Consider the following 20778-nt stretch of genomic DNA (forward strand, 5'->3'; position numbering starts at 1 on the left):
GGCTAACGACCGCGTAACACCAGAACATCGCGATGCACCACCACCGGGGAAGCCTCACCCGGAGATACGGCGTTCATGGCGGCCCGCAGCTGGTCGCTGTCCATCGAACAGAGACCACGGCCCAAGTCCACACCATTGGGGTCAAGCAACTGAACAGGCTGATTGGCAGCGAAGTGGCCGCGCACCGCCGTCACACCCACGAGCAGCAGGGACGCGCCACGGTTTTTTAGAGCGTCGCAAGCCCCCGCATCCAGCTGCAGTTCACCCTCAGGCCGGAGCACGTGGGCCAGCCAACTGCGTCGATTGCCCAGGGGTTCGGGGTGGGGATGGAACACCGTTCCACCTCGTTCCCCCTGCAGCAAGGCCTCCAAGCGAGAAGGATTACGGCCATCGGCGAGCTGCACCGTGATGCCACTGGCGGTGGCGATTCGGGCTGCCGCCAGCTTGGTCGTCATGCCCCCAGTGCCCCAGCGACCACCATCCCCAGCCCCCTGTTCCAATTGGTCCAAATCCCTGGGGTGGCGAACATCCGAGATCGGCTCGGCGTCGGCATCGACCCGGGGGTCCGAGGAGTACAGCCGATCAACATCCGTCAGCAAGATCAGTTGCTGCGCTTCAACGGCTGCGGCGACCAGGGCCGACAAGGTGTCGTTATCACCGAAACGCAACTCCGCCGTCGACAAGGCATCGTTCTCGTTGATCACCGGCAGCACCCCCCAGCTCAGCAACTGCCTCAAGGTGCCCGAAGCATTCTGATAACGACGTCGATCGACCAGATCGGAGCGGGTCAGCAGCACCTGCGCCACCGAACAACCATGACGGGCCATGGCGCGTTCATAGAGAGCCATCAGCACTCCCTGGCCGATGGCCGCAGCAGCCTGCAGGCCCACAACCGTGTCCGGTCGGCTGGACTTGGCCAGCTTCTGGCATCCCAGCCCGACGGCACCACTGGTGACCAGCACCACTTGATCCCCACGGGCCATGGCCGCTGCGAAGCAACGGGCGTAGCCCTCAATGGTTGCAGCGGTCTCACCCCTCAGGAGGCTGGTGCCGATTTTCACGACCCACAGGGTCATGCTGAAGACGCCCCCATCCAGCGCGCCAAGGCGCGTTCAAGCCGCTGTACACGGTCATGGCGACAGGGCTTGCCGTCATCCCGAACAGGCCGGACCAACACCGTGTAGAGCCCCATGCGGTTGCCGCAGAGCACATCTGTGAACAGGCGGTCACCGATCATTGCGATCGCGGTCGGTGGCACCGCGAGATCGCGAACAACGAAGCGCAGTGCTCCACGGCGCGGCTTTCCAGCCCCGGAGGTGAAGCTGACCCCCAGCTGATCAGCCACTGCGGCGATCCGATCGCGGGAGGGGTTGTTACTGAACAGGTGCAATTGCATGCGGCGGCCTGCATCGACCAACCAGTCGTGTACCGGGCCTGGCAGGGTCACATCACGACCGGGCAGAAGGGTGCGGTCGACATCAATAACCGCAGCCCGCAGACCATGGGCAGTGAGATGGGGCAGCGAGAGCTGGGCAATGGTGAGCCGTGGATCCCAATCAGGAGTCAACCAGTGCTGTCCCGTTAATCCGGCCATTCACGCTCCTCCAGTTCCGCCTCAATCAAAGGTTGAACACGGTCCAGCTCATCGTCGCTCAACAGCACCGCCTGGCCGTCCACCATCCGCACCAGAACGAGGAACGGGTCGAGCGGAATGTAGAGGCCGTATTCCTCCGCTTCGACCATGAAGCTCACCAACAGCTCAAAGGTCTCGGCGTCCTCGTCAACGTCGTCGTCCTCTTCCAGCTCATCGAGATCATCTTGATCCGGCTCATCCAATTCACCACTCACCGTGAGGGTGATCGCCGATCGCACCAAGACCAGGTCGTGCTCCTGGAGCACCACATCAGCCACCGAAAGAATTGGCTCACTGCTGGCGACTTCCGTGATCGGCACCGGCTCAGCATCGTCATTGAGCCGAAACAGGGAAACCGGCGTGTCAACCGGTGACAGCAAGGCGTAGTCCTGCCCCTCGAGGGGAATCAGATGTTCCAGGAAACACAGCAGGTCATGGCCCTCGCGATCGCGGACCAGCAGGGTGGGGTGATCGCTGCTCTTTCCGGGTCCCGACTCAGACATCGACGCGACTCTGACTGGGCTCAGGATCCACCATCGGCCGCCCCGGCGCCCGACCTTGAAGCACTCTGTTGGGCCGGTTTGAGCTCCGGACCCTCCGCCAGCCATTGCTCCAGCAGCAGGGCAGCGGCAGCACTGTCCAGACGTCCGCTGCGGTCCCCCGTCAGCCCGAATTGTTCCCCGGCCGCCCAGGTGCTGCTGTGCTCATTCACCCAAGCCAGGGGCAGGTCGAGGGCAGTGGCCAGTCGGAGGCCGTAGCGCCGACAGTGTTCCGCCTGGGCCGTGGGCTGGCCTGCAGCATCCAGGGGCAATCCGACCACGAGGCCCTGCACCGAACGTTCACGGCAGTGGGCACGCAGAACGATCAGATCGGCATCAAACCGACCTCGACGCAGGGCAGCGAGGGGCGTCACGCTGATGCCGAGAGCATCGCAACCGGCCAGACCGATGCGCCGCCGGCCCACATCCAGGCTGAGGATCGAACAGGGTCGCGGCCGCATCAACGCCGATCGCCAAGGCTTGGTGTGGGAAGGGGTGTGCCCTGGGGCCGCAGACGACCCAGCACCTGATCCAACGATCGTGTCAGCTGCAGGTTGCGCTGGGGTGACTGACGACGCCACATGCTGCGTCCCAGCAACAGCTGCTCATCACCGCGGGTCCAACCCTCCGCCTCCAGAATCTTGCTGAGGGGTGCATCGTCAAAAGCCGTGAGCAGCCCGCTGGGGCGGCCGCGTTGAAGGATCCCGTTCAAGACGCTGGGAAGGGCCTGATCCAGCCGAGGATCCCAGGCAATGTCCCGCATCAGCTCCACAAGACCGGCCTCTCCTGCATCGGGGAGTCGAATGCAGCCCGCCAGAACAGCGTCTCCGGCCATGAGCACGCCGCAGCCGGGTCCGCTCCTGTCCAGCAGATCTAGCCAATGACGGTCTGTGATCTGTCGGAGATGGCTGTAGCTGCCGCCCTGTTCGATGGGCCACAGCAACTGGGCGGTGCGGCGGTTCAGTGCCGCCCAACGCAGACCCGCAGGCAGCTGATCGCTGCCCATTGACTCAACCTCGCCACCAGGTGGACACCAGCACTGATACGGGCGAAGCGGTTGAAAGCCGAGTTCCCGCAGCAGGGCGATGGCCTCGGCATCCGTTGCAGGGCAACGGATCACCCAACTGCAGATCTGGGCCGTCCAGGAGTGCAGGGCCTGCTGAAGCAGGGCCTGCTGGACCATCCGATGACTGTGATCATCAACCGGGCCAAGCAGCTCCGGCAATTGGAGGATCCAGCAGCTGCCACGACGGTTGAACGGCCGGGCAACAACGCTGGCCACTGGGCGGTCACCATCGAGGGCCAGCAAGCAACGCGGCGAGCGACTGGGGAGCAGATCAGGGAAGCGCTGCTCCACTGAAGAGAGCCATTCACCGATCAAAAAGCCCTGAAAACGCGACAGCTGCTCAACCGGCGCATCTTGAACCCACCGCGCCAGATGGGCCGGATTAAGGGGCTCAATGCGAATTGAGGTTGTCTTGGGCTCTGTCACCGGACACCCTCCAACCCCAACTGATCACAATGTATCGCTCATTCCAGCCCTGGCCGCACCAACACCAGTGGGGTGCGCTCATTGGCATTGCCAGCGGGATTGGGACGCAGGGCCCTCCCCAGCAATCCCTCGTCACAACCGGGACTGGAGGCCAGAACCTTCACGCGGCCGAGGTCGTTGACGTCCACGATGGCGACGTCAACACCGAGTTCGGCAGAGGCATCACGACAGAACTGCTCGGCACGGGATGGACCGAGAACAATGGTTTGGTCATAAGGGGGCGTGGTTCCTGTGATGTCATCAATCAAACGGGCCTGATCACCAGCAAGGCGATAGAACCCTCCGGAAATACCAACCAGCTTCATCAACAGCCCCCCCAGCAAGGCAGCAAGAACCCGGGTCGGCCCCACCAGATCGATCAACGTCTGCATCCCGCAAGCTGTCGCGAGGCTGCTGGTGGGGTGGAACACCCGGCAAGCCAGACGCGCGACCATTCCAGGCTCGACTTCACTGGGGTGGCGGTAGCGCCCCTGGATCACCGCAACGGGGGTCTCCCCGATGGTGAGGATGTCACCGGGCTGAATCAGGTCAGCGGCATAGGTGCGCAAGACCGCAATGGCATCATCCAACGGACCGAGCAAGTGGGTTCGCAGCGGCAGTACACGGCATCCCTCTCCTTCTCTGAAGCGGGCTTGATCGGGCTGCAGTGGTTCAGGACGCCGAAGTGGAACCAGCACACCCTGACGGCGCTGCAACCGACCAAATGGTCCGTAATTCAGCCAGTGAGCATCAACCCAGAGGCTGTCGACCCGAGCGGAGGGAGAAGGACCGGTGATCTCGATCGAGACCTTGGCGCGTGTGCTCTTACGGCCCTTGACGATGTACGCCGGCCAGTAGCCATCTTCCCGGGTTTCCTCATCGGGATGGTCAGCAATGATCCGCGTTTTGACCTCCAGACCGGCGGGATCTGACGAGCCCAGAAGCACGGGTTCGACCCGCAGTTCCGGCACAAAAACCTCCATGCGTGGATGGGGGTTGCTGATCTCCAGCACACCTTCAACGCGGAGACGGCCGCCCAGTTCGTCCACGCGCCAGTCCAGGGGAGTCATCCGCAACGGAGACGCTGGCCGGAGACGATGACGGAGCTCAAGCCAGGCCACACAAAGTCCAAGGCCAAGCGGAGCAAACAGCAGCGACACAGCGGATCCGGCTCAACGACCGGGACAACTGGCCGGCAGCGTAGGCGGCGTGGCTGTGGGCGTCTCAGTTCGCGGTGACTTCGATGTTCACTTCGTTGAAACTGCCTTCCTGATCAATCCGGCCCAAATCAGGAGCCGGAAGTCCGGTGGATGCGCTGATGGCTTTATTGATCACCCCCAGAGGGACCTGGCCGTTCTGATCGAAGACAACCCGGCCATCCGTGCCAATCACGACCACTTGAGGAATGGCTCCAGACCAGTAGGTGGCGGGGTCACCCGCCCCAAGCGCTTCTCGTCCCTGTAGCGGGTCGGTTGGGAGAGGCAGCAAATCGATGTTGCGTCCCCAAAGCCGTTGCAGCTCCGACACCACCGGGGCGAAGCGTTTGCTGACGGCGCTGTCGTCGAGGTAATAAACGATCACAGCTGTCCGTCCCTCCGCGAGGGAGTCCTCCAGGGTGTTGGGAGGAGGAACCAAAGAGCCGTTGCCGGCATAAAGGGCATAGATGTTGCCGTCGTAGCTGTCGCTGTTCAACACAGCGGACGCTGGGGCGACATGGAGCAGCAGCGCGATCGACACGGTGATCAGACAGCGCACCAAAGCAAGCATCAAGCCGAAGCAGCGGATCGCCATTGTGGACCCGGAGCCCTAACTGCGGCCGAGGCTGCGACCCATTCCCTGGGCAATGCCACGCCCAACAAGTCCGATGGCCCGGCCCAGCACCTGGGTTAGAAGGATCACGGCAAGATCGCCAATTCGACGCACCACAGCCTGCACCTGCGGTGCGAGGGCATCCCTGGCCTCCAACAGCAACGCCACCTGTCGCTGCCACCAACCGAGCTGATTCAACTCGTTGTCACGGGGCTCCGTCAGCAGCAGCGGTTCGATGCGACCAGCCCGAAGCTGAAACAAGGTGCGCTGACTCTCATAGAGCTGGATCGGGCGCTCGACCCAGTCGGCCCAACGCAGCTGGGTGTTCAAGCGATTTCTGAGGCGATCGAGTTCTCGGGTCGCCAGGAGGGGGTCGCGTAGGAGATAACGACGCAGCTCAGGCCAGTCACCACAAGCATCGAGGAGTTCTGCCCCAATCAGTTCAGCCGTTCTGACCAGCCAATTGCTAACCAGCGTTTCGAGCTGCAGGAATGCCCTGGGGTCATCCGCCGGCAACAGCAACCCGTTCACCAGCATCGGTTGATCCGCCACCAGCGGAGCCAGCATCCCCGTTGGATCAGGCATCTCTCCATCCGCCCCGGTGAGATCAGCACGGCTCAGCAGTGACGCCACGACCGGTTGCAGCTCCCCATTGCAGGGGATCTGGACATAGCTGCCCGCCAGGGCGGTGAGCGCTTGCTGGCGTAACTCCGGCTGCAGGGCATCCCAGGCCTGCGCCATCGCCGTACCGTCCTGGCGGGTGCGCAGACGCTGCAAAACCTGATCGAGCTGTTGCAGCAAGGCCAGCAGCAACTCCCGGCGCCGCTCTGGATGCAATCCCTCAATCGCTAGAAGACGACCGGTGGAATTGGTCAGTCCAGCCTGAACCGAGCCATCAATGCGGTCGCGGATGGCATCCCAGACAGCAACGGCATTGCGTTCTCTGAGACTGATCGCCGTGGTCGTCGGTGATCCAGGGGAAGATGACGCCGTTGAGGTCAGGGGTTCTGCATCCTCGAGACCGAGCTGGAGTGGCCCCCAGAGCCAGAGCAGCAGCCCTTTGGCGAACTGAAGTTCGCGACGACGACCCGTCAGCAACGCGAAGAGCAACGCCTGCTGCGGGGGCGGATTCAGCATGACTTCCACCAACTCGAGCTCGCGGCTCACCTGCTGCAACCCACTCACCAACAGCCACTGCCCAAGGCCCATGGTCTGGTCTTGGCGCCTCCCCTCCGAAGGGGCCTCAAGACGAATATCCCGCCCCCCCTGCAGCAGGATTTCAATCGAGTTCTGCAGGCTCTGCGAATCGGCATTTTGAAGCAAGCCAGCCGCTGGCAGACCCAGCAGCTGCTCCCGCGACAACCGGATCTCGCCAGGCAACAGCAGCAGAACCGGGGCCGGTTGCCAGCGCTCCTGCAATGCGAACAGCTCCTGTTGAATCGCCGCCAACGAGGCCACGCGGTCGACCGACCAAATCACCAAGGCCGGAGACCCCGTCAGTCGCTCTGGGCGAAGAACAACCTCCCAATCGTCATGGGCGGACGTGAGTTTTAGCGCCAGCGACTCTCCGAGCAGATCCGGAGCGAGCAGCAACATCCGCACCGGTGAAGGAGAGGCCAAGCGCTGAACCCATGCAGTTGGGCTCAAGGTAACGAGCTTCTGCTCAATCCTCCAGTGCGCGCCTGCCGTTCAATTGCAGCGTGTACGACTCGATATGAAAGCCGGTGCGCTGTTCAATCTGACGCAACAAATCTGGCGGGAGAACGACATCGATATCTTCGATCGAACCGCTGTCCAAACAGGTGAGATGGCTGTGGGGATCGCTCCTATAGCCGTATAAGCGACCACTCGCACGATCCAGACACTCGATCACGCCTGCCGACTGCAGGGCTTCGAGGTTCTGATACACCGAGGTATGGCCGATGCTGCGGCCCCTCAGATTCAGTTGTTCAAAAATATCTCGAGCACTGAGGTGGCTTTTTTCACTCCAGAGCAGGTCCAGCACCATGCGTCTTTGGCGGCTGAGGCGCATTCCCAGCCGTCGGCATTGCTCAAACACCTGCTGCAAGCTGCCCGGAGGGGACAGCGTGCTGGTCTGAGTGGCGGCTGCTCTTACCACAAAAGGTGCCTGCTCCATCAACCATAAGGCCCAAGACCAGCTCAGGCGATGTCTGCAGCCACTGCGGTGACGTCCTGAAGCCTGGCAGCACCGATCGCTGCGATGGCTTCGCCTAGGGCGACACGACCGTCATACAAAGCTCGCCCAACGATTACCCCGGAAACACCGAGGGGCTCGAGCGGCAAGAGCGCCAGGAGGTCAGCCATGCAACCGATGCCACCCGAGGCGATCACAGGAACAGCGCTGCATTGCGCCATGGTTCTCAAGGCATCCAGGTTGGGGCCGGCGAGGGTTCCATCGGTGGCGATGTCGGTGGTGATGATCGCAGCAATGCCGGCAGCACTGAACTGTTGAGCCAGATCGGTGGCCAGAACATCGCTCTGCTCGATCCATCCCCGGGTCGCCACCCGGCCGTCGTTGGCATCGATGCCGACCACGATGCGGCCGGGATGGCGTTGGGCCAACTCCTGGACCAACTCCGGCTGTTCGATGGCCACCGTGCCGAGGATCACCCGGTCCAGGCCACAGGCGATCAACTCTTCGGCGCGTTCGAGGGAGCGCACGCCACCACCGAGCTGAACAGGAATGTCGAGGGCGGCGGTGATGGCCCGCACCGCTGCGTCATTGATCGGCTCACCCCGTTTGGCGCCATCGAGATCCACCAGGTGCAGCCGTGTCGCCCCCTGGCTCTGCCAGCTGAGGGCCTGAGCAACGGGATCCTCACTGAAGCGCGTCACTTGGTCGTAATCCCCTTGGTGAAGCCGGACGCAGGCTCCATCGAGCAAATCAATGGCGGGGATGATCTCCATCGGGGTCGGACCAGAGACCCACCATCCTGCAGCGCCACGCTTCAATGGCTGCGCTTTTCGGGCCCAAGTGCATGAAGATCCTGGTGATGGGGGGAACCCGCTTCGTGGGCAGGCCCCTGGTAGCCCGCCTGCAGGCCCAGGGCCATGCACTCACCCTGTTCACCCGCGGCAAGAACCCTGTCCCCACCGGCGTGGAGCACCTCTGTGGCGACCGCAGCAGCGATGAAGGATTGAGTGCGCTTCAGGGCCGCAGCTTCGATGTGATCGTCGACAGTTCCGGCCGCAAGCAAGAAGACAGCAGCCGGGTTGTGGACATCACCGGGGCCCCATGTCATCGCTTCGTTTACGTGAGTTCGGCCGGGGTCTACGCCGACTCCGACCAGTGGCCCTTGGATGAGTCCAGCCCCACCGACCCGCAGAGCCGTCATGCTGGCAAGGCCGACACCGAAGCCTGGCTGCGGCGTGAAGGCATTGCCTTCACCAGCTTCCGGCCGACCTACATCTACGGCCCTGGCAACTACAACCCCGTCGAACGCTGGTTCTTCGACCGCATCGTTCACAACCGACCGATTCCGCTCCCCGGCGACGGCAGCACCATCACCCAACTGGGCCATGTAGAGGATCTGGCTGAAGCGATGGCCCGTTGCATCGAGGTGGATGCTGCAGCCAACCGCATCTACAACTGTTCCGGTAAACAGGGCATCACCTTCCGGGGCCTGATTCGCTCAGCAGCGGTGGCTTGCGGTCGTGATCCCGACGGCCTCGACCTGCGCAGTTTCAATCCCAGCGAGCTCGACCCGAAGGCCCGAAAGGCCTTCCCTTTACGGCTCAATCACTTCCTCACCGACATCACTCGGGTCGAACGCGAACTGGCCTGGCAACCAAGCTTTGACCTGGCCAAGGGCCTGGCCGACAGCTACACCAATGACTATGCCCTGAACCCAACCGCTGAGCCGGACTTCAGTTCTGACGTGGCGCTGATCGGGGAGTGATGTAGGCGAGAGCTGAACTCAGAGCCAGGGCGAGGGATGGCCAGAACAGCCACCAGCCCAGGCTCGGCAGCCAGGGAGAACCGATCCAGCCGGAGGGCCAGAGCATCAACAACAAGCTGACGAACTGAAGAATCGTCTTGGCTTTTCCCGACAACGATGCAGGCGCCCCATCACTGGCCTGGGCTCGCCATCCCGAGATCAGTAATTCACGGGCAAGCAGCAACCAGACGGCCCAGAGCGGGAGCACCGCGGACGACGCCAACCAGAGCAACGGAGCCGCGATCAGCACTTTGTCGGTCAGGGGGTCCAGACGCGCACCCCAGCTGCTTCCACCCCCAGCCCGGCGCGCGAGCCAGCCGTCGGCCGCATCACTGAGACCCGCCAGCAGCAGCAACCACCAGGCCCAGCCCTGCCAGCCCAGCTGCAACGCGATAACGAGAGGTAGACCGGCAACCGCTCGCGCCACGGTGAGTCCGTTGGCGATCGAACGCAAAGGCAGAGACAACGCTCAGAATGCGGATAGCTCAACTCCGATCATGGTCCTGCAGCTCACGGTGGCTGATGTGATGACGCAGCCCGTTCTGACTGTCACGCCCGAGACCCCATTGCAGCAGGCTGTCCAAATGATCAGTGACCACCACGTCAGCGGTTTGCCGGTGGTGGATACGGAAGGGCGTCTGATCGGCGAACTGACAGAGCAGGATCTGATGGTTCGGGAGAGTGGCGTTGATGCCGGCCCTTACGTCATGCTTCTGGACAGCGTGATCTACCTGCGCAATCCCCTGAGTTGGGACAAGCAAGTGCACCAAGTCCTCGGCACGAGCGTGAGCGATCTCATGCGCAAGGACTCCCATAGCTGTGGGACCGACCTACCGCTCCCAAGGGCAGCATCCCAGCTCCATGAACGGGGAACGCAACGCCTGTTCGTCCTGGATGGGAACCAACGTCCCGTCGGCGTGATCACCCGAGGCGATGTGGTGCGTGCCCTCGCCTCCCATAACGCGGGCTGAATCAGAGGGCCGGCCGAATCCCGATCGCAATGGGTTGAATCGAACGGAAACTGACGAAGTCACCCACCTTGAGCTGGGCGAGCGGATCGCCATTGAGCCCATTGCGGACATCAAGGTTATGGACCCCTCCGAAAGGCCCCCTCAGACTGAGTTCATGGTCTTGTTCGGAGATTTTCACAACTTCAGCGGTGCCGGTGGCCATCGCCACCCGGGCTCCTTTGCGCACCTCACCGAAATCCTCAGACAAGATCACGTCTTGGCGTGTGAACGTGAGGGTGTTCACAGAGCTTTTGCGCAGATCCACCACCAGCCCGTCGAGGATGTCGATGATGACCTCATCACCGTTGCTGAGACCGGCTGTTTTGAGCTCGCCACCCATGGTGATCAATAGGTTGTGCCCGTAGGGGCTCTGCACTTCCATCACCTGCTGGCCAGGCTTGAACTGCAGCAGCGTTCCCTGCACCTGCGAGAGCTCAAATGCCTCCAGCAGCTCGGCCTTCAAGCTGGTGGTGCGAGCAGGAACGGCACTCAACAAGGGTTGTTTCTGTGACGACCCTGCCTTTTGAGCGGGTGAAGAGACCCGATCAATGCCCACGGCCACGGGCTGAATCAAGCGGAAATCGACCAGATCGCCTGCCTTAAGCGCAGGGAAGAGATCACTGCCACTGGGCATCACAACATCCAGGTTGTGGATGCCGCCGAGCGGTCCCACCAGGCTCAGGCTGCGGTCGGTCGCCGACACCTTCAACACCCTTGCTGTACCTGAAGCCAGGGCCACCCGCATGCCTTTCTTCAAGGGACCCATGTCCATTGGCATGTAGATGTCTTCGCGATTGAAGCTCAGCGTTGTTTCTTTGCTGCGATCTAGATCAACCACCAGGCCGTCCAACACGGAAACATCCACGCGATCTCCCTTGCGAAGGCGAAGCGGCGCCATGTCGATTCCGACCGTGACAATTTCCTTATGACCTTCTGGATCGATCACCTCGATCACCTTCTGCTTCGGCAGCACGGCATTGACCACACCACGCAGATGGGTGACTTCAAAACCGGCCAGCTGCTCGGCCGTGAAGCCAGCCCTGGAGGGCATGTTGAACGCGAGAGCAGACACAACAGCAGCCGCCCCAGCGGCCAAGACACGGCTGATTGAGGAGCAGCGGGTCATCGTTCAGGCACGGGCAAAGCGACGGGATGACGCTAGCCCCTTTCGAATAGGTCAAAATGCCTGCGGTCGCCTGTTGCGCAAACCGATGCAGCTACGTTCACTCCTCCTGACGGCGGCGTTGGGCCTTGGCGCGATGGCCGTGGTTCCGGCGCAAGCCGAAACCTCCATCCAGATCAGCCTCAAAGACCGATATCTCACCCTCCTTGATGACGGCAAGGTGATTGGCAAGTACCCCGTGGCGATCGGCGCACCGGAATCACCGACTCCGGCGGGAAGCTATTCGGTCACCAAAATGGACCCGCAGCCCGTGTATCACAAGAAGGGCAAGGTCATTGCTCCCGGTCCGAAGAACCCCGTGGGAGTGCGCTACGTGGCTTACGTGCAGATCGGGACAGGCGAATACGCCATCCACGGCACCGCATGGCCCAACTGGGTGAAATTAAGAGCCGCAGTCAGCCTTGGCTGCATCCGCATGCTGAACACCGACGTGATTCAGGTGTACAACCGGATCAAGGTGGGTACACCTGTGGTCGTCACCAGCAACTGATCTCCTTTATTCCCTTTCAAGTTCGATGCTGCGCTTCCTACTGATTGCTTGTGTGGTTGCGGTTGTTCCCCTGCATGGGCATGCCAACCCGACGGAGGAAACCAAAGAAAATGACTTCCTTGACCTTGTTGATGGCGACGGAAACGTGCTGATCCAGGCCCGAGGTGTTGCTGCTGTCAATGCCGAAGCACGGGCCCAAGGCCTTTCGTTTCCGGCCCTTGGATATTGGTCACCAGAGGGTCACTGCTTTGTGAAACCCGCCCCTGGAGATTGCAACGGCGTGTTCAAGCGCTGATCGGTTTTGAGGATCGAAGACGCAAAACAAAGGGAATAGCATTGACCGCGAAATAGCATTGAACCGGCGAAGCTTTCAGGAATAAACCTGGTTTATATGCGCTCCTGGAATACCTTCTCAGAGATTATTTAAAAGCGAAAGCAAGATCCCGAAAAGCGGCGACGTCAAAACAACAAAAAACCTTCATCTCTGACGGTGACGAGCCAAAGGAATCACCCCTCAGGCGACAAATCAGACTGATGCAATACTTGTCTCTAGGAGAAAGGAAGGCCAGGAGATGTTCAAATTCAAGCTCAACACTCATCCAAACAAAATCAACAAGAAAGAGCTGTGTGAATTGGCCCTCTCCGACAAGGAAAATCAGCTGAGAGAAGGATTTTTCCAGCAAGCTTTATGCCCCGATCTGACGAAAGGCTCATCCCCAGATACCAACCCAAAAGCAGCTCGGTCACAACTGTCTCCTCAAGGTCTTGGATGCCGCCATACAGCCAACACTTGAAGCTGTAAGGATCCTTGGAGCGTGGTGCTGCGACAAGTTGTCCCAGCAGGAGCTGGGCAATGCAGGGAGTCTTGAGGCATGGTTCCGACGTGACCACATGACGTGGTCACACATCACTCGGCCCAGCGCAGTAACAGGCTTTGTTATGCCATGTCACTCAATCGTGGTGGAGCCCTCTGGATCAACATCGGCAGGCCGACCAAAGAAAAAGGCCGAGGCACCACCCCCGACCCTCCAGCGCACGGTCTCTGCACCGTACAAGTTGAAGTCTGTAGCGCACTACTACAAAAGCAACCAGGCTTTACCTCTCTTTAGGTACCCAGCCCATCTCCCTCTACCAGGTCGTTGCCAAGAGTTTGCGCCAATTCTTTGGGTCCTGACCCTGTCGAGCCAGAAGGCGAAGATCGCTTACTCGGAGATGCTTAAGCAGTCGCTCCACTCAATCCCATCTGCTCTGATGCGGCTTAGACAACAGCTGAGTTGAATGACTGATTCAGCCTGGGAAGCAGGACTCACGGCCTTCAAGGGGGCGAGCGAAACGCCCCCTTTCCTACTGAGACGTTCAGTCCGTCTCGACAATCACTGCTGAAGCAGCACCCTCGCCTGCCATCTCTTTCAGAGAGTCAGCCGCGCAGAGGGAAGACAATGCAATGACGACCAATGCAGCACTGTTGATCACTTTGAGCACAACTGGCAGATGGAGGTTGACCATCTCGCGGACGTTTGTCATGGAAAAGTTCACAGCGAACATATTGATGATGCACCCTTTGTCAACCCAATAAGGGTTACTGCGGGTGTCGCAGGTCATGACCTGAACGTGACTGCCTGAGGTGTTCCGCTTGGATTGGTTATCGGAATATTCCTGCTTCAGAGGCCTCTCAATTAACCGCCCTTGCAGTATCTGACCCTCTCTGGAGACAGCGGTGGATCCCATCCATTTCTTGGGGTCAATACGCAGATCGCCGATGGAATGGTCTGAATCAGCAAGCAGAACGCGATGACCAACAGCGCAAAGCCTGTGCCGGGAGCATGGATGTTGGCCTGGAACCAGGGTTTATTTGCCATGTCGCCAGTGTGGCTTTGCTCAGAGTTTCTTGTCGGATCGAATCGAGGATCGCAACAACGACCGTTGCCTTCCCCTTGCACACCTCGGAGCGACCTCAGCATCACCCCCCGCCGAGCACTGCCAGCTTGATCGCCAACTTCAATGGCCGCCTTCGCTTCGCTAGCGAAGGCTTTTTACTGGAAGACCGTATTAACCGTACGCATAAATACTTACGCAGCCTGCTAGACCTGAGTCACGTCATGAGAGGCGGTAGCCCCGGCATCGAACACCGGGGCTTTTTTCTGCACACAAGCCACGGTGCATAGGGCAAAGCCTTGAACATGAGTGCGGGGCGTAGGGATACCGCCCCACCGTCTTCAGCCCACCGGCCAGTGCTTCCACTCAGCAGCTTCGGGGATCTCGTATGCAGCTCGTCGATCCCTGCAGCTCTTCCCAAGGGATAGGCCATGGAGGCAGGCGGCAGGGAACGACATCGAAGCGCTCGCATCTCCTGCCACCAAACTCAAGTGGGTCACCCCTAAACCAGACCCAGCACTTCTGAGGCCAGGCGGACTGGCATCAAAGGGGCTCAATGAAGAGCGGTTGAAATTCGCAAGGTCATTGGGTGCAGCTCAACAGCTGACCAAAGGGCGGCTGCCTCGCCTTGATCCAAAATTCAGGGTCGGTATAAAACGCTCGGTGCAGACAAAAAAACCACTCCAGATGTGGAGTGGTTCTCAAAGCCGTAGCAATCCCCATCACCCGGCCATCTGCACCAAATCTTGATGCGTTGGAAGAATAGTACTCATAGATGCCCTAGATGTGGTGTTCTACAAAGTCACTTAATGCTGTGGTGTAGTTGCATAACGATTGTCTTTCCAAAGACTGCGACCCTGCATGTAGCGGCTATTGGGGGTAGTCTGAATGCCCCCATCACCCGGCCCGCTCCAGCAGCGGGCTTTTTTGTTGTCTGGCCACTACATGTGGTGGTGTGTGTGTGGGGGCTCGGTTAACGCGGATCGCCGTTGTACACGACCTCCAAAACAGAAGCTCCGTCATCAGAGATCAGGATTTCAGTTTCAACCGTTGGTGGCTCAGCTGCCTCTTGCCAGCCTGGAGCGCCACCATCAAAGACGAACAAGAAGCCGTCGCTGGCATTCTTCAAGCAGTCGCCCCCTCCCTTGCCTGTGGCGTACATACATTTCGCTGCTCTGTAGTTGCTTAGTCCACCGTTAATGGATTCAGCGCGCATCCTGGCGGTGTTGATTGCACTTACGTTTTCCTTCGAAACTTTTTGGGCAAGAGCGGGAGACACAATTAATGCACTCACCAGAAGTCCCATTGGCAGGCTGACGACTCTTTTCAAGGTAAATCAATTAAAAGCGCTAACACTGCCTAGCAAAAACTGCAAAGCCACACAGGGTCGAGATTTGAATTCGTTCTTTTAGGACCAACAAGGGGATCGTCCTTTCAGGCTGCGAACGCTTCCTCTCCAGCACCATCGGCTGCTTGCTCAGCACCAAACTCCCCTCGCAGAACACCTTCTGCCTTTCGCATCATCTTGTGGCAAGTCTCTTTATCAGCAGCGGCATAGGCAGCATCCATACATTTCACGTACTGCTCCTCAGGGGTCACAAGCCGTTTGCCGTTGGGCGGAGTATCGGCCTGATTCCCCTGACTCGCTGTAGTTGGAATTACTCATCTCAAGCTGGGCAGTGGTCAGCTGCATCAAACAAAACCCCGCCAACGCCATTGTCATTCCAATAGATCCCGCCAGCTTCTGCTTTGGGGGGAGTAGAGATAGCGACACCGAGAGCAACAAAGGCGCCAGCTACGCCGGCCAGAAAAGGCAGTGTGAAATTTTTCATGATGATTCTTATTGGCTTTTTTGATAGGTTTTCCCCTGTATTCACACCATTGCCGTATCAATAGGGAATGACTTCCCCCATCTGAGGGATTGATTCATTTGGACCGCTCCCCTATTTCAGGGATGTCATCTCTCGAAGCTCTGGAAACACTGGTGGTAGGTCACCAGAGGGACATGATTCAACTACCCAACCTGGAACTAAAGCCAGAACGACACGAACTTGTGAAGCTGATGTGTGCTCCTTTCAGACAACACCCCGATTATCAGAAGACCAAGGTTGACTTCCATCAGTTTGTGAATCGGATGGAAAATCGGAACGTCCTGAACTGTCTTGCCGCCATGAGAGGGAGCCAGTCACCTGCCCCATGCTGGTCAAGCCAGTGAGATTGACTGATGTACTGGTGAACAATCCAACCAAGGCTGAAGTCACCGCGGTGTGGATTCAATCTTTTGGACTGCTGAGGAAGGTTGTATACGGTTATCAACGCGCAACGGCGAGAACAAAACGAGGTTGCCTGCCACCAAGCCAGCAGTGACAACCACAGCAACGAGGACCTCTAAACCTTCTGACGTCTTGGCTTGCATGCCTTCAGCATGCCTCCTTGTTTTGCAGAGGGCGAAGCAATGTCTGCTTTTCAACTTGACGAAGGGAACGGGGTCCGTTGATACGTCATCTGCAAATCGAGGAGGGTTACGACGGAGATGTAGCAGCCTCCTACCGCGTGGCGTTGACCACACAGTTCCACGACGACACAGGCGATGTCCCGCCCATCAAGTTCGAGACCGGGCACCAGGGGAGAGAGGCAGAACACCTGACTCGTTTTATTTGGGACAGAATTGTGCGCCTCCTTGTGATGGGCAAAGAGTTGGAAGCCAACTCCCTTTTGGAGGAGTTTGACGAGCCACCTCTATGGGACGACCCACTCGACTGAGCCATGGGAACTCCACTAACACAGTGGCTCCAGTTGGTTGCCTGGGTGCTGCTAGCAACAACATTGATTTGCTTGAGCGCAACAGGGGTCTTCTGAATTGAGAAGCTGGATCCGTATTTGCTAGCAGTCACTTGCCGTCACTGTGGTTCGGCCTGCAGGCGGCTATCCACCTCACAGTTGAATGCAGTTCTTGCGACATTTGTGAAGTCAATATTTTTCAAAAGATGTCAACCGAAATCCGTAACTGGGCCGTCGTTGCTGCAGCAATGGAAGCCCGAGGTGCAACCAACAGCGACATGTATCGTCGTGCCAAAGCTCTTGCTGCGGGCGAATCCGACCCAATGCCAACAAGCTATCCGGCGGCACCTTTTAGCATTTCTGCAGCCTGATTAGTCGTTAACAGCCAAGCGGCCCTGGCTTCAATCCAGGGCTGTATCTAGCCTCACTTTTTCTGATGACCAACCACCATCTATCAGTGGAACAAAGGTTCCATCTAGAAGCCGCATTCAGGGAGATTGACAGTTGTAAGGACATTGAAAAGTTACGTGCACTCACGAAGCAGATCATTACCGCACAGGAGAATGAGAAGGCCTTTGCCCGCGAGGCAATGCAACAAATCCGGAAAGAGATGGAGACTGCCGCTCAAAAGCGATTCGGCTTCGACTGGGGGCAGCATTGAGCGCTTGGATTGGCTTGATCGAGTGAGTGTGTATCGCCAGCTTCCGTGGTGGACTTTGTAGACAAATAGACCAAGCCTGAGTTCTCAAACACCTGTCGGCACAGTACATGGCGCTTCTGACGAAGGCATCATCGTGGGCTCCCGATTGATGACATAACGATGACCACAAAGCAATGCCAACGCCACGCAGAGAGAGGGTTCAGTTCGTTGGTATGCGTCAAGCGATGACAAGCTGGCCGAGGATCCTGCAACAACAAGACCTCAGCCCTTCAAGTGTTCAATGAGATACCAAAGTTAGGTATCACCACGAACCTACTTAAACAAGTATGTAAACAATCGATTCGAGAAGAAATAGATCCTTAATCTCCATCGTCCAAGCGATTCGAATGAATCCAGCTAAGTACCTGCCGCCCAGGGGCTCGATCATGATTGTCAATCAGAAGCCGAAGAGGAGGTGGCAAACCGCTATCAAAGCAAGAGAGCAACAGCTCATTCGGTTAGCAGAAGAAGCACTTGCCTCAAGACAGGAGAGGAAAGTGGTGAATTTCTTGGGCTACGAGGATGTCGATGTGGCGGCTTGAGACCATCGATATTTCAGCCCACAGAATCAAAGCGGAAGCGAGTCGAGCATCCTGCTCGCCTGCGTTCGTTCCCGTCAGGTGCATCAACCGCGCGGAGACGTGACTTTCTTGGGGTTAACCCGGGGTATTGAGTGAAGGCATTGCATTGGCCTATGGAGCGCATGCAAAGGGGCTGTCCCCTCTAAAACCAACCTTGCTGTTCAAAACTCAGCCCTACGAACGGCGAGCTTTCCACGCAACGACACGGCGCAGACTCAAAGCCCTGCCAGATCGGGCGCCAACGTTCATCAGTATTTCCACTCAAAAGTGTCGCGACCGATACAAAATGACCTACGCTTCCCCTCAATAGAAGATCTTCATTGAACGAATCCCAATTCGACTTGGCCGCTGAAGAGAAGAACCGTCAGCTAGCCATGGGAATTTCGTTCAGCACAGCAGCCATCGGGGTCTTCATCCTCCTGGCCTACCGCGTTGGAACGTGCTGCTCCTGGTTTACCCCGGCCTAGAAGCCAAAGACGACTGGAAAGAGCAGACATCGCGAACGATGTAGCTCTCCAATCAGGTATGTAAACCCAGTGAAGCGCAGGAGAAACCAGAGGCGATACGAATGTTCTTTTGCTTGGTTGCCACCAAAAAAACAAGAAGAAAGCACATCAACAACCACCCGTCAGCGACCCGAAAGAGCGCACTGGCTGACGACCCTTTGACAATGAGCTGTTGAACCGATTTCTTTTGCATCAAATCGGTCGACAGTGGAGTTGAGGTAGCTCATAGGTCTTCCTCATGCGTCGTGAGAAGGAGAGGCAGGGGTGGGACCTTGCCTTTTTACTGTCCACCTCTTGGCTTTTGACCAGATGACATTTCAGTGGCTCAAGGAAGCTCGCAGGATCGGCAAACGCCTTGCACCTGTTGACAAACCAACCGACATCCAACGCAGCGACGAGACGCACGAAGTGATTTGCGGCATTGCCGGCTGTGTCATCAAGAGGAAAAAATTCAACCGCTTCTCCTCGTGAACTTCTAGACCACACATCAACCGACACCGGCTGACCAAGCTCGCCCACGCGTACGAGATGGCACCTGCATGCCATCAACAATCACGCTGGGATCAAAATCTGCCCACAATCAGCCCACAGATTGAATCAGCGGTTCATAAGCCCCGATGCAGTTCAGAGGCGTGCACTCAAGAAGGGCGAAGTTTGTTTGAGCTCATTCCTGATGCACACAGCTCATTAATACGACTTTCAGACGCCTGGGTGTTCGTGCAAAACGACTGCCAACTCTGACTCAGACAGGGCAGCAGGCTCATGGTCCTGAGTTTCCCCAGAGGAAGGGGCGTCTGGGAGGCGAAAAGCTTTCTCGAGGTCTGTCTTCGTGGCACCAAAGGGGTAGGTCATAAAAAAGAGGACCGCCCACGGCCCCCTAGGAACGACTAGACGACGCATCCCTGCGCCTCCGTTACATTAGTCAACATAGTTTTGTAACGAGAGCCATGGCTGTCAGCACCCAAGACCTGCTCGTCCTGTTCGGCAGCTTTGGAATGGCCCTCTTTGCCTTGAACATCTACAAGCTCACGAAGCCAGCCAACGGCTGATGAGCCGCAGGGGTTGCAACTCCAACAGAGACTTCACCTGCGCGGAAGGCTGACCTGATACATCGAATCCTCGGCAGGCTTCCATTGAACGAGATGGAGGCGATTAATTTGATTACTCTCCAAACAATCCCAGATTGTGGCTCCAGAAAGTGTTGCCATCGACCAGAGATCTCCCTGACTTTTCATCTGCTTGCGATTGCGATCTTTCCACTCAGTCCAAATAATTTGTGGATATGAGCCGACGTGCTCACTCAGAATCACTACCGTGAATTCCACCGAACCCGAACCAAAAATCGTCCAGAATTATAAGTTGTTGAACCTCATTTCTTAGCTTCAGGAGGCTGGTTTGCGCCAGATCCGCCAGACGAGCCAGCCGGTCACCCCAAGCCAAAGAAATGCCACGGCCGACAGGATGGGGACGACGATGAGATAGCTCCAAACTCCCAGGGCCACCCAAGCGAGAAGGGACGTGATCAACGCTTTCTGAAAATTGTTGGCCTCGGCGAGACGTTGCTGAAGTCGAGTTACCACGCTGCTTTCCGATGCTCCATCCCTTCCTCTAGCCACGGATGCACTCTGCGACAGCAACGCTGAAGCCCTCCTGCTTCAACAGGCTGAGCGAATAGCGCAAGCCATGGAGCCGTGCCGCGGCCCCGTCCGGCGCAATCCTCACGTTGGCGAGGCCTCCAGCGAGCCCCAGCCCCGCTGCCTTCAACACGGCTTCCTTCGCCGTCCAGGCCTGAATCAGCGTCCAATGCTCCAAACAGTCCGTTGCTTCAGCGGCAGAGGCAAACAGACGTTGCGTCAGGAGATCGGGCGCCACGCGCAAAGGCCGGTCCAGCACTTCCACATCAACGCCAATCGGACCGGGCCCCAACACCCCGATGGTGAGTGACCTGGTGTTGGAAATGCTGTGGTGCAAGGGGTGATCACGCACCTGGGGCTTTCCGTAGATCGTGCGGCCGATGTCATCCACAGCAACGACGTGTCCTGCATCGGCGAACAGCCGGCAGGTGAGTGTGTCACTCAACGCCCGCTGCACGGCTCGCGTCGAGGGCTGGGGCAGACGCGCCACCAAGACCCGCCGTTGCGTGCCGGGAATGGGCCACCAGGACCACTCGGTTTCCAAAAC

Annotated in this window: 26 protein-coding genes; 10 read left to right on the top strand and 16 right to left on the bottom strand. The window is 58.5% G+C overall.

Features of this window, described 5'->3' with window-relative positions; all coding sequences use genetic code 11:
- Positions 1-2: 2 nt before the first annotated feature.
- The 10 genes from proB to hisA form a co-directional block, all read right to left on the bottom strand.
- Positions 3-1076, bottom strand: coding sequence for a glutamate 5-kinase (proB, locus tag DXY29_RS11925; protein WP_115025243.1), 1074 nt, complete (start codon positions 1074-1076; stop codon positions 3-5).
- Complete coding sequence (locus DXY29_RS11930; protein WP_115025244.1) at positions 1073-1594, bottom strand: YqeG family HAD IIIA-type phosphatase; 522 nt, start codon at positions 1592-1594, stop codon at positions 1073-1075. Before DXY29_RS11930 ends, proB begins: the two co-directional genes overlap by 4 nt.
- Positions 1582-2136, bottom strand: a complete 555-nt coding sequence (locus DXY29_RS11935; RefSeq protein WP_115025245.1) for a DUF3727 domain-containing protein — start codon at positions 2134-2136, stop codon at positions 1582-1584. The genes DXY29_RS11930 and DXY29_RS11935 overlap by 13 nt, the downstream gene beginning before the upstream one ends.
- Before the next feature lie 20 nt (positions 2137-2156).
- Positions 2157-2633 carry a Holliday junction resolvase RuvX gene (gene ruvX / locus DXY29_RS11940; protein ID WP_115025246.1) on the bottom strand — a complete coding sequence of 159 codons (477 nt, stop codon included), beginning with the start codon at positions 2631-2633 and terminating at the stop codon, positions 2157-2159.
- Positions 2633-3664: a hypothetical protein gene (locus DXY29_RS11945; RefSeq protein WP_115025247.1), complete on the bottom strand. Its 1032-nt coding sequence runs from the start codon at positions 3662-3664 to the stop codon at positions 2633-2635. The genes ruvX and DXY29_RS11945 overlap by 1 nt, the downstream gene beginning before the upstream one ends.
- A 38-nt stretch (positions 3665-3702) precedes the next feature.
- On the bottom strand, positions 3703-4863 hold the full coding sequence (locus DXY29_RS11950; protein WP_115025248.1) for a F420-0:Gamma-glutamyl ligase: 1161 nt from the start codon (positions 4861-4863) through the stop codon (positions 3703-3705).
- A 64-nt stretch (positions 4864-4927) separates the two neighbouring features.
- Positions 4928-5494 carry a thylakoid membrane photosystem I accumulation factor gene (locus DXY29_RS11955; RefSeq protein ID WP_115025249.1) on the bottom strand — a complete coding sequence of 189 codons (567 nt, stop codon included), beginning with the start codon at positions 5492-5494 and terminating at the stop codon, positions 4928-4930.
- Between the two features lie 15 nt (positions 5495-5509).
- Complete coding sequence (locus DXY29_RS11960) at positions 5510-7108, bottom strand: DUF3685 domain-containing protein (protein ID WP_115025250.1); 1599 nt, start codon at positions 7106-7108, stop codon at positions 5510-5512.
- A gap of 67 nt (positions 7109-7175) precedes the next feature.
- Positions 7176-7544, bottom strand: coding sequence for a Fur family transcriptional regulator (locus tag DXY29_RS11965; protein ID WP_226408286.1), 369 nt, complete (start codon positions 7542-7544; stop codon positions 7176-7178).
- Between the two features lie 128 nt (positions 7545-7672).
- Positions 7673-8440 carry a 1-(5-phosphoribosyl)-5-[(5-phosphoribosylamino)methylideneamino]imidazole-4-carboxamide isomerase gene (hisA, locus tag DXY29_RS11970; RefSeq protein ID WP_115025385.1) on the bottom strand — a complete coding sequence of 256 codons (768 nt, stop codon included), beginning with the start codon at positions 8438-8440 and terminating at the stop codon, positions 7673-7675.
- Positions 8441-8511: 71 nt separating this feature from the next.
- Here hisA and DXY29_RS11975 point away from each other — a divergent pair, with 71 nt between their 5' ends.
- Positions 8512-9432, top strand: coding sequence for an NAD-dependent epimerase/dehydratase family protein (locus DXY29_RS11975; protein WP_115025386.1), 921 nt, complete (start codon positions 8512-8514; stop codon positions 9430-9432).
- On the opposite strand, the gene DXY29_RS11980 is transcribed toward DXY29_RS11975, so the two are convergent.
- Positions 9401-9937: a CDP-alcohol phosphatidyltransferase family protein gene (locus DXY29_RS11980; protein WP_115025251.1), complete on the bottom strand. Its 537-nt coding sequence runs from the start codon at positions 9935-9937 to the stop codon at positions 9401-9403. The genes DXY29_RS11975 and DXY29_RS11980 overlap by 32 nt on opposite strands.
- A gap of 31 nt (positions 9938-9968) precedes the next feature.
- Between DXY29_RS11980 and DXY29_RS11985 the strand changes: the two genes are divergently transcribed.
- A complete protein-coding gene (locus DXY29_RS11985) occupies positions 9969-10442 on the top strand; it encodes a CBS domain-containing protein (protein WP_115025252.1) in 474 nt (157 codons plus the stop codon).
- Between the two features lies 1 nt (position 10443).
- Here DXY29_RS11985 and DXY29_RS11990 read toward each other — a convergent pair whose 3' ends face one another.
- Positions 10444-11607: a hypothetical protein gene (locus DXY29_RS11990; protein WP_115025253.1), complete on the bottom strand. Its 1164-nt coding sequence runs from the start codon at positions 11605-11607 to the stop codon at positions 10444-10446.
- Positions 11608-11692: 85 nt separating this feature from the next.
- On the opposite strand from DXY29_RS11990, the gene DXY29_RS11995 reads away from it, so the two are divergent.
- From DXY29_RS11995 to DXY29_RS13125, 3 genes are all read left to right on the top strand, one after another.
- A complete protein-coding gene (locus DXY29_RS11995; RefSeq protein ID WP_115025387.1) occupies positions 11693-12154 on the top strand; it encodes a L,D-transpeptidase in 462 nt (153 codons plus the stop codon).
- A 25-nt stretch (positions 12155-12179) separates the two neighbouring features.
- Positions 12180-12449, top strand: a complete 270-nt coding sequence (locus tag DXY29_RS12000; RefSeq protein WP_115025254.1) for a hypothetical protein — start codon at positions 12180-12182, stop codon at positions 12447-12449.
- A 277-nt stretch (positions 12450-12726) separates the two neighbouring features.
- On the top strand, positions 12727-12948 hold the full coding sequence (locus DXY29_RS13125) for a hypothetical protein (protein ID WP_136987767.1): 222 nt from the start codon (positions 12727-12729) through the stop codon (positions 12946-12948).
- Positions 12949-13510: 562 nt separating this feature from the next.
- Here the strand turns inward: DXY29_RS13125 and DXY29_RS12010 are convergent.
- Both DXY29_RS12010 and DXY29_RS12015 read right to left on the bottom strand, forming a co-directional pair.
- A complete protein-coding gene (locus DXY29_RS12010; protein ID WP_115025256.1) occupies positions 13511-13882 on the bottom strand; it encodes a hypothetical protein in 372 nt (123 codons plus the stop codon).
- Positions 13883-15002: 1120 nt separating this feature from the next.
- Positions 15003-15335, bottom strand: coding sequence for a hypothetical protein (locus tag DXY29_RS12015; protein WP_115025257.1), 333 nt, complete (start codon positions 15333-15335; stop codon positions 15003-15005).
- A gap of 1187 nt (positions 15336-16522) precedes the next feature.
- On the opposite strand from DXY29_RS12015, the gene DXY29_RS12025 reads away from it, so the two are divergent.
- The 5 genes from DXY29_RS12025 to DXY29_RS13610 all read left to right on the top strand — a co-directional run bounded on the left by DXY29_RS12025 (position 16523) and on the right by DXY29_RS13610 (position 19068).
- Positions 16523-16792, top strand: coding sequence for a hypothetical protein (locus DXY29_RS12025; RefSeq protein WP_115025259.1), 270 nt, complete (start codon positions 16523-16525; stop codon positions 16790-16792).
- 131 nt (positions 16793-16923) lie between these two features.
- Complete coding sequence (locus DXY29_RS13135) at positions 16924-17181, top strand: hypothetical protein (RefSeq protein ID WP_136987769.1); 258 nt, start codon at positions 16924-16926, stop codon at positions 17179-17181.
- 65 nt (positions 17182-17246) lie between these two features.
- Positions 17247-17471 (top strand): hypothetical protein, encoded by a 225-nt coding sequence (locus DXY29_RS12030; protein ID WP_115025260.1) that lies wholly within the window; start codon positions 17247-17249, stop codon positions 17469-17471.
- A 940-nt stretch (positions 17472-18411) separates the two neighbouring features.
- Positions 18412-18558: a hypothetical protein gene (locus DXY29_RS13605; protein WP_170952224.1), complete on the top strand. Its 147-nt coding sequence runs from the start codon at positions 18412-18414 to the stop codon at positions 18556-18558.
- Positions 18559-18906: 348 nt separating this feature from the next.
- On the top strand, positions 18907-19068 hold the full coding sequence (locus DXY29_RS13610; RefSeq protein WP_170952225.1) for a hypothetical protein: 162 nt from the start codon (positions 18907-18909) through the stop codon (positions 19066-19068).
- A 911-nt stretch (positions 19069-19979) separates the two neighbouring features.
- Here DXY29_RS13610 and DXY29_RS12045 read toward each other — a convergent pair.
- Both DXY29_RS12045 and DXY29_RS12050 read right to left on the bottom strand, forming a co-directional pair.
- Positions 19980-20213 (bottom strand): hypothetical protein, encoded by a 234-nt coding sequence (locus DXY29_RS12045; RefSeq protein ID WP_115025263.1) that lies wholly within the window; start codon positions 20211-20213, stop codon positions 19980-19982.
- Positions 20206-20775, bottom strand: a complete 570-nt coding sequence (locus tag DXY29_RS12050) for a 4'-phosphopantetheinyl transferase superfamily protein (protein ID WP_115025264.1) — start codon at positions 20773-20775, stop codon at positions 20206-20208. The genes DXY29_RS12045 and DXY29_RS12050 overlap by 8 nt, the downstream gene beginning before the upstream one ends.
- Between the last annotated feature and the right edge of the window lie 3 nt (positions 20776-20778).

This window comes from Synechococcus sp. UW69, assembly GCF_900474185.1.
Taxonomy (GTDB): domain Bacteria; phylum Cyanobacteriota; class Cyanobacteriia; order PCC-6307; family Cyanobiaceae; genus Parasynechococcus.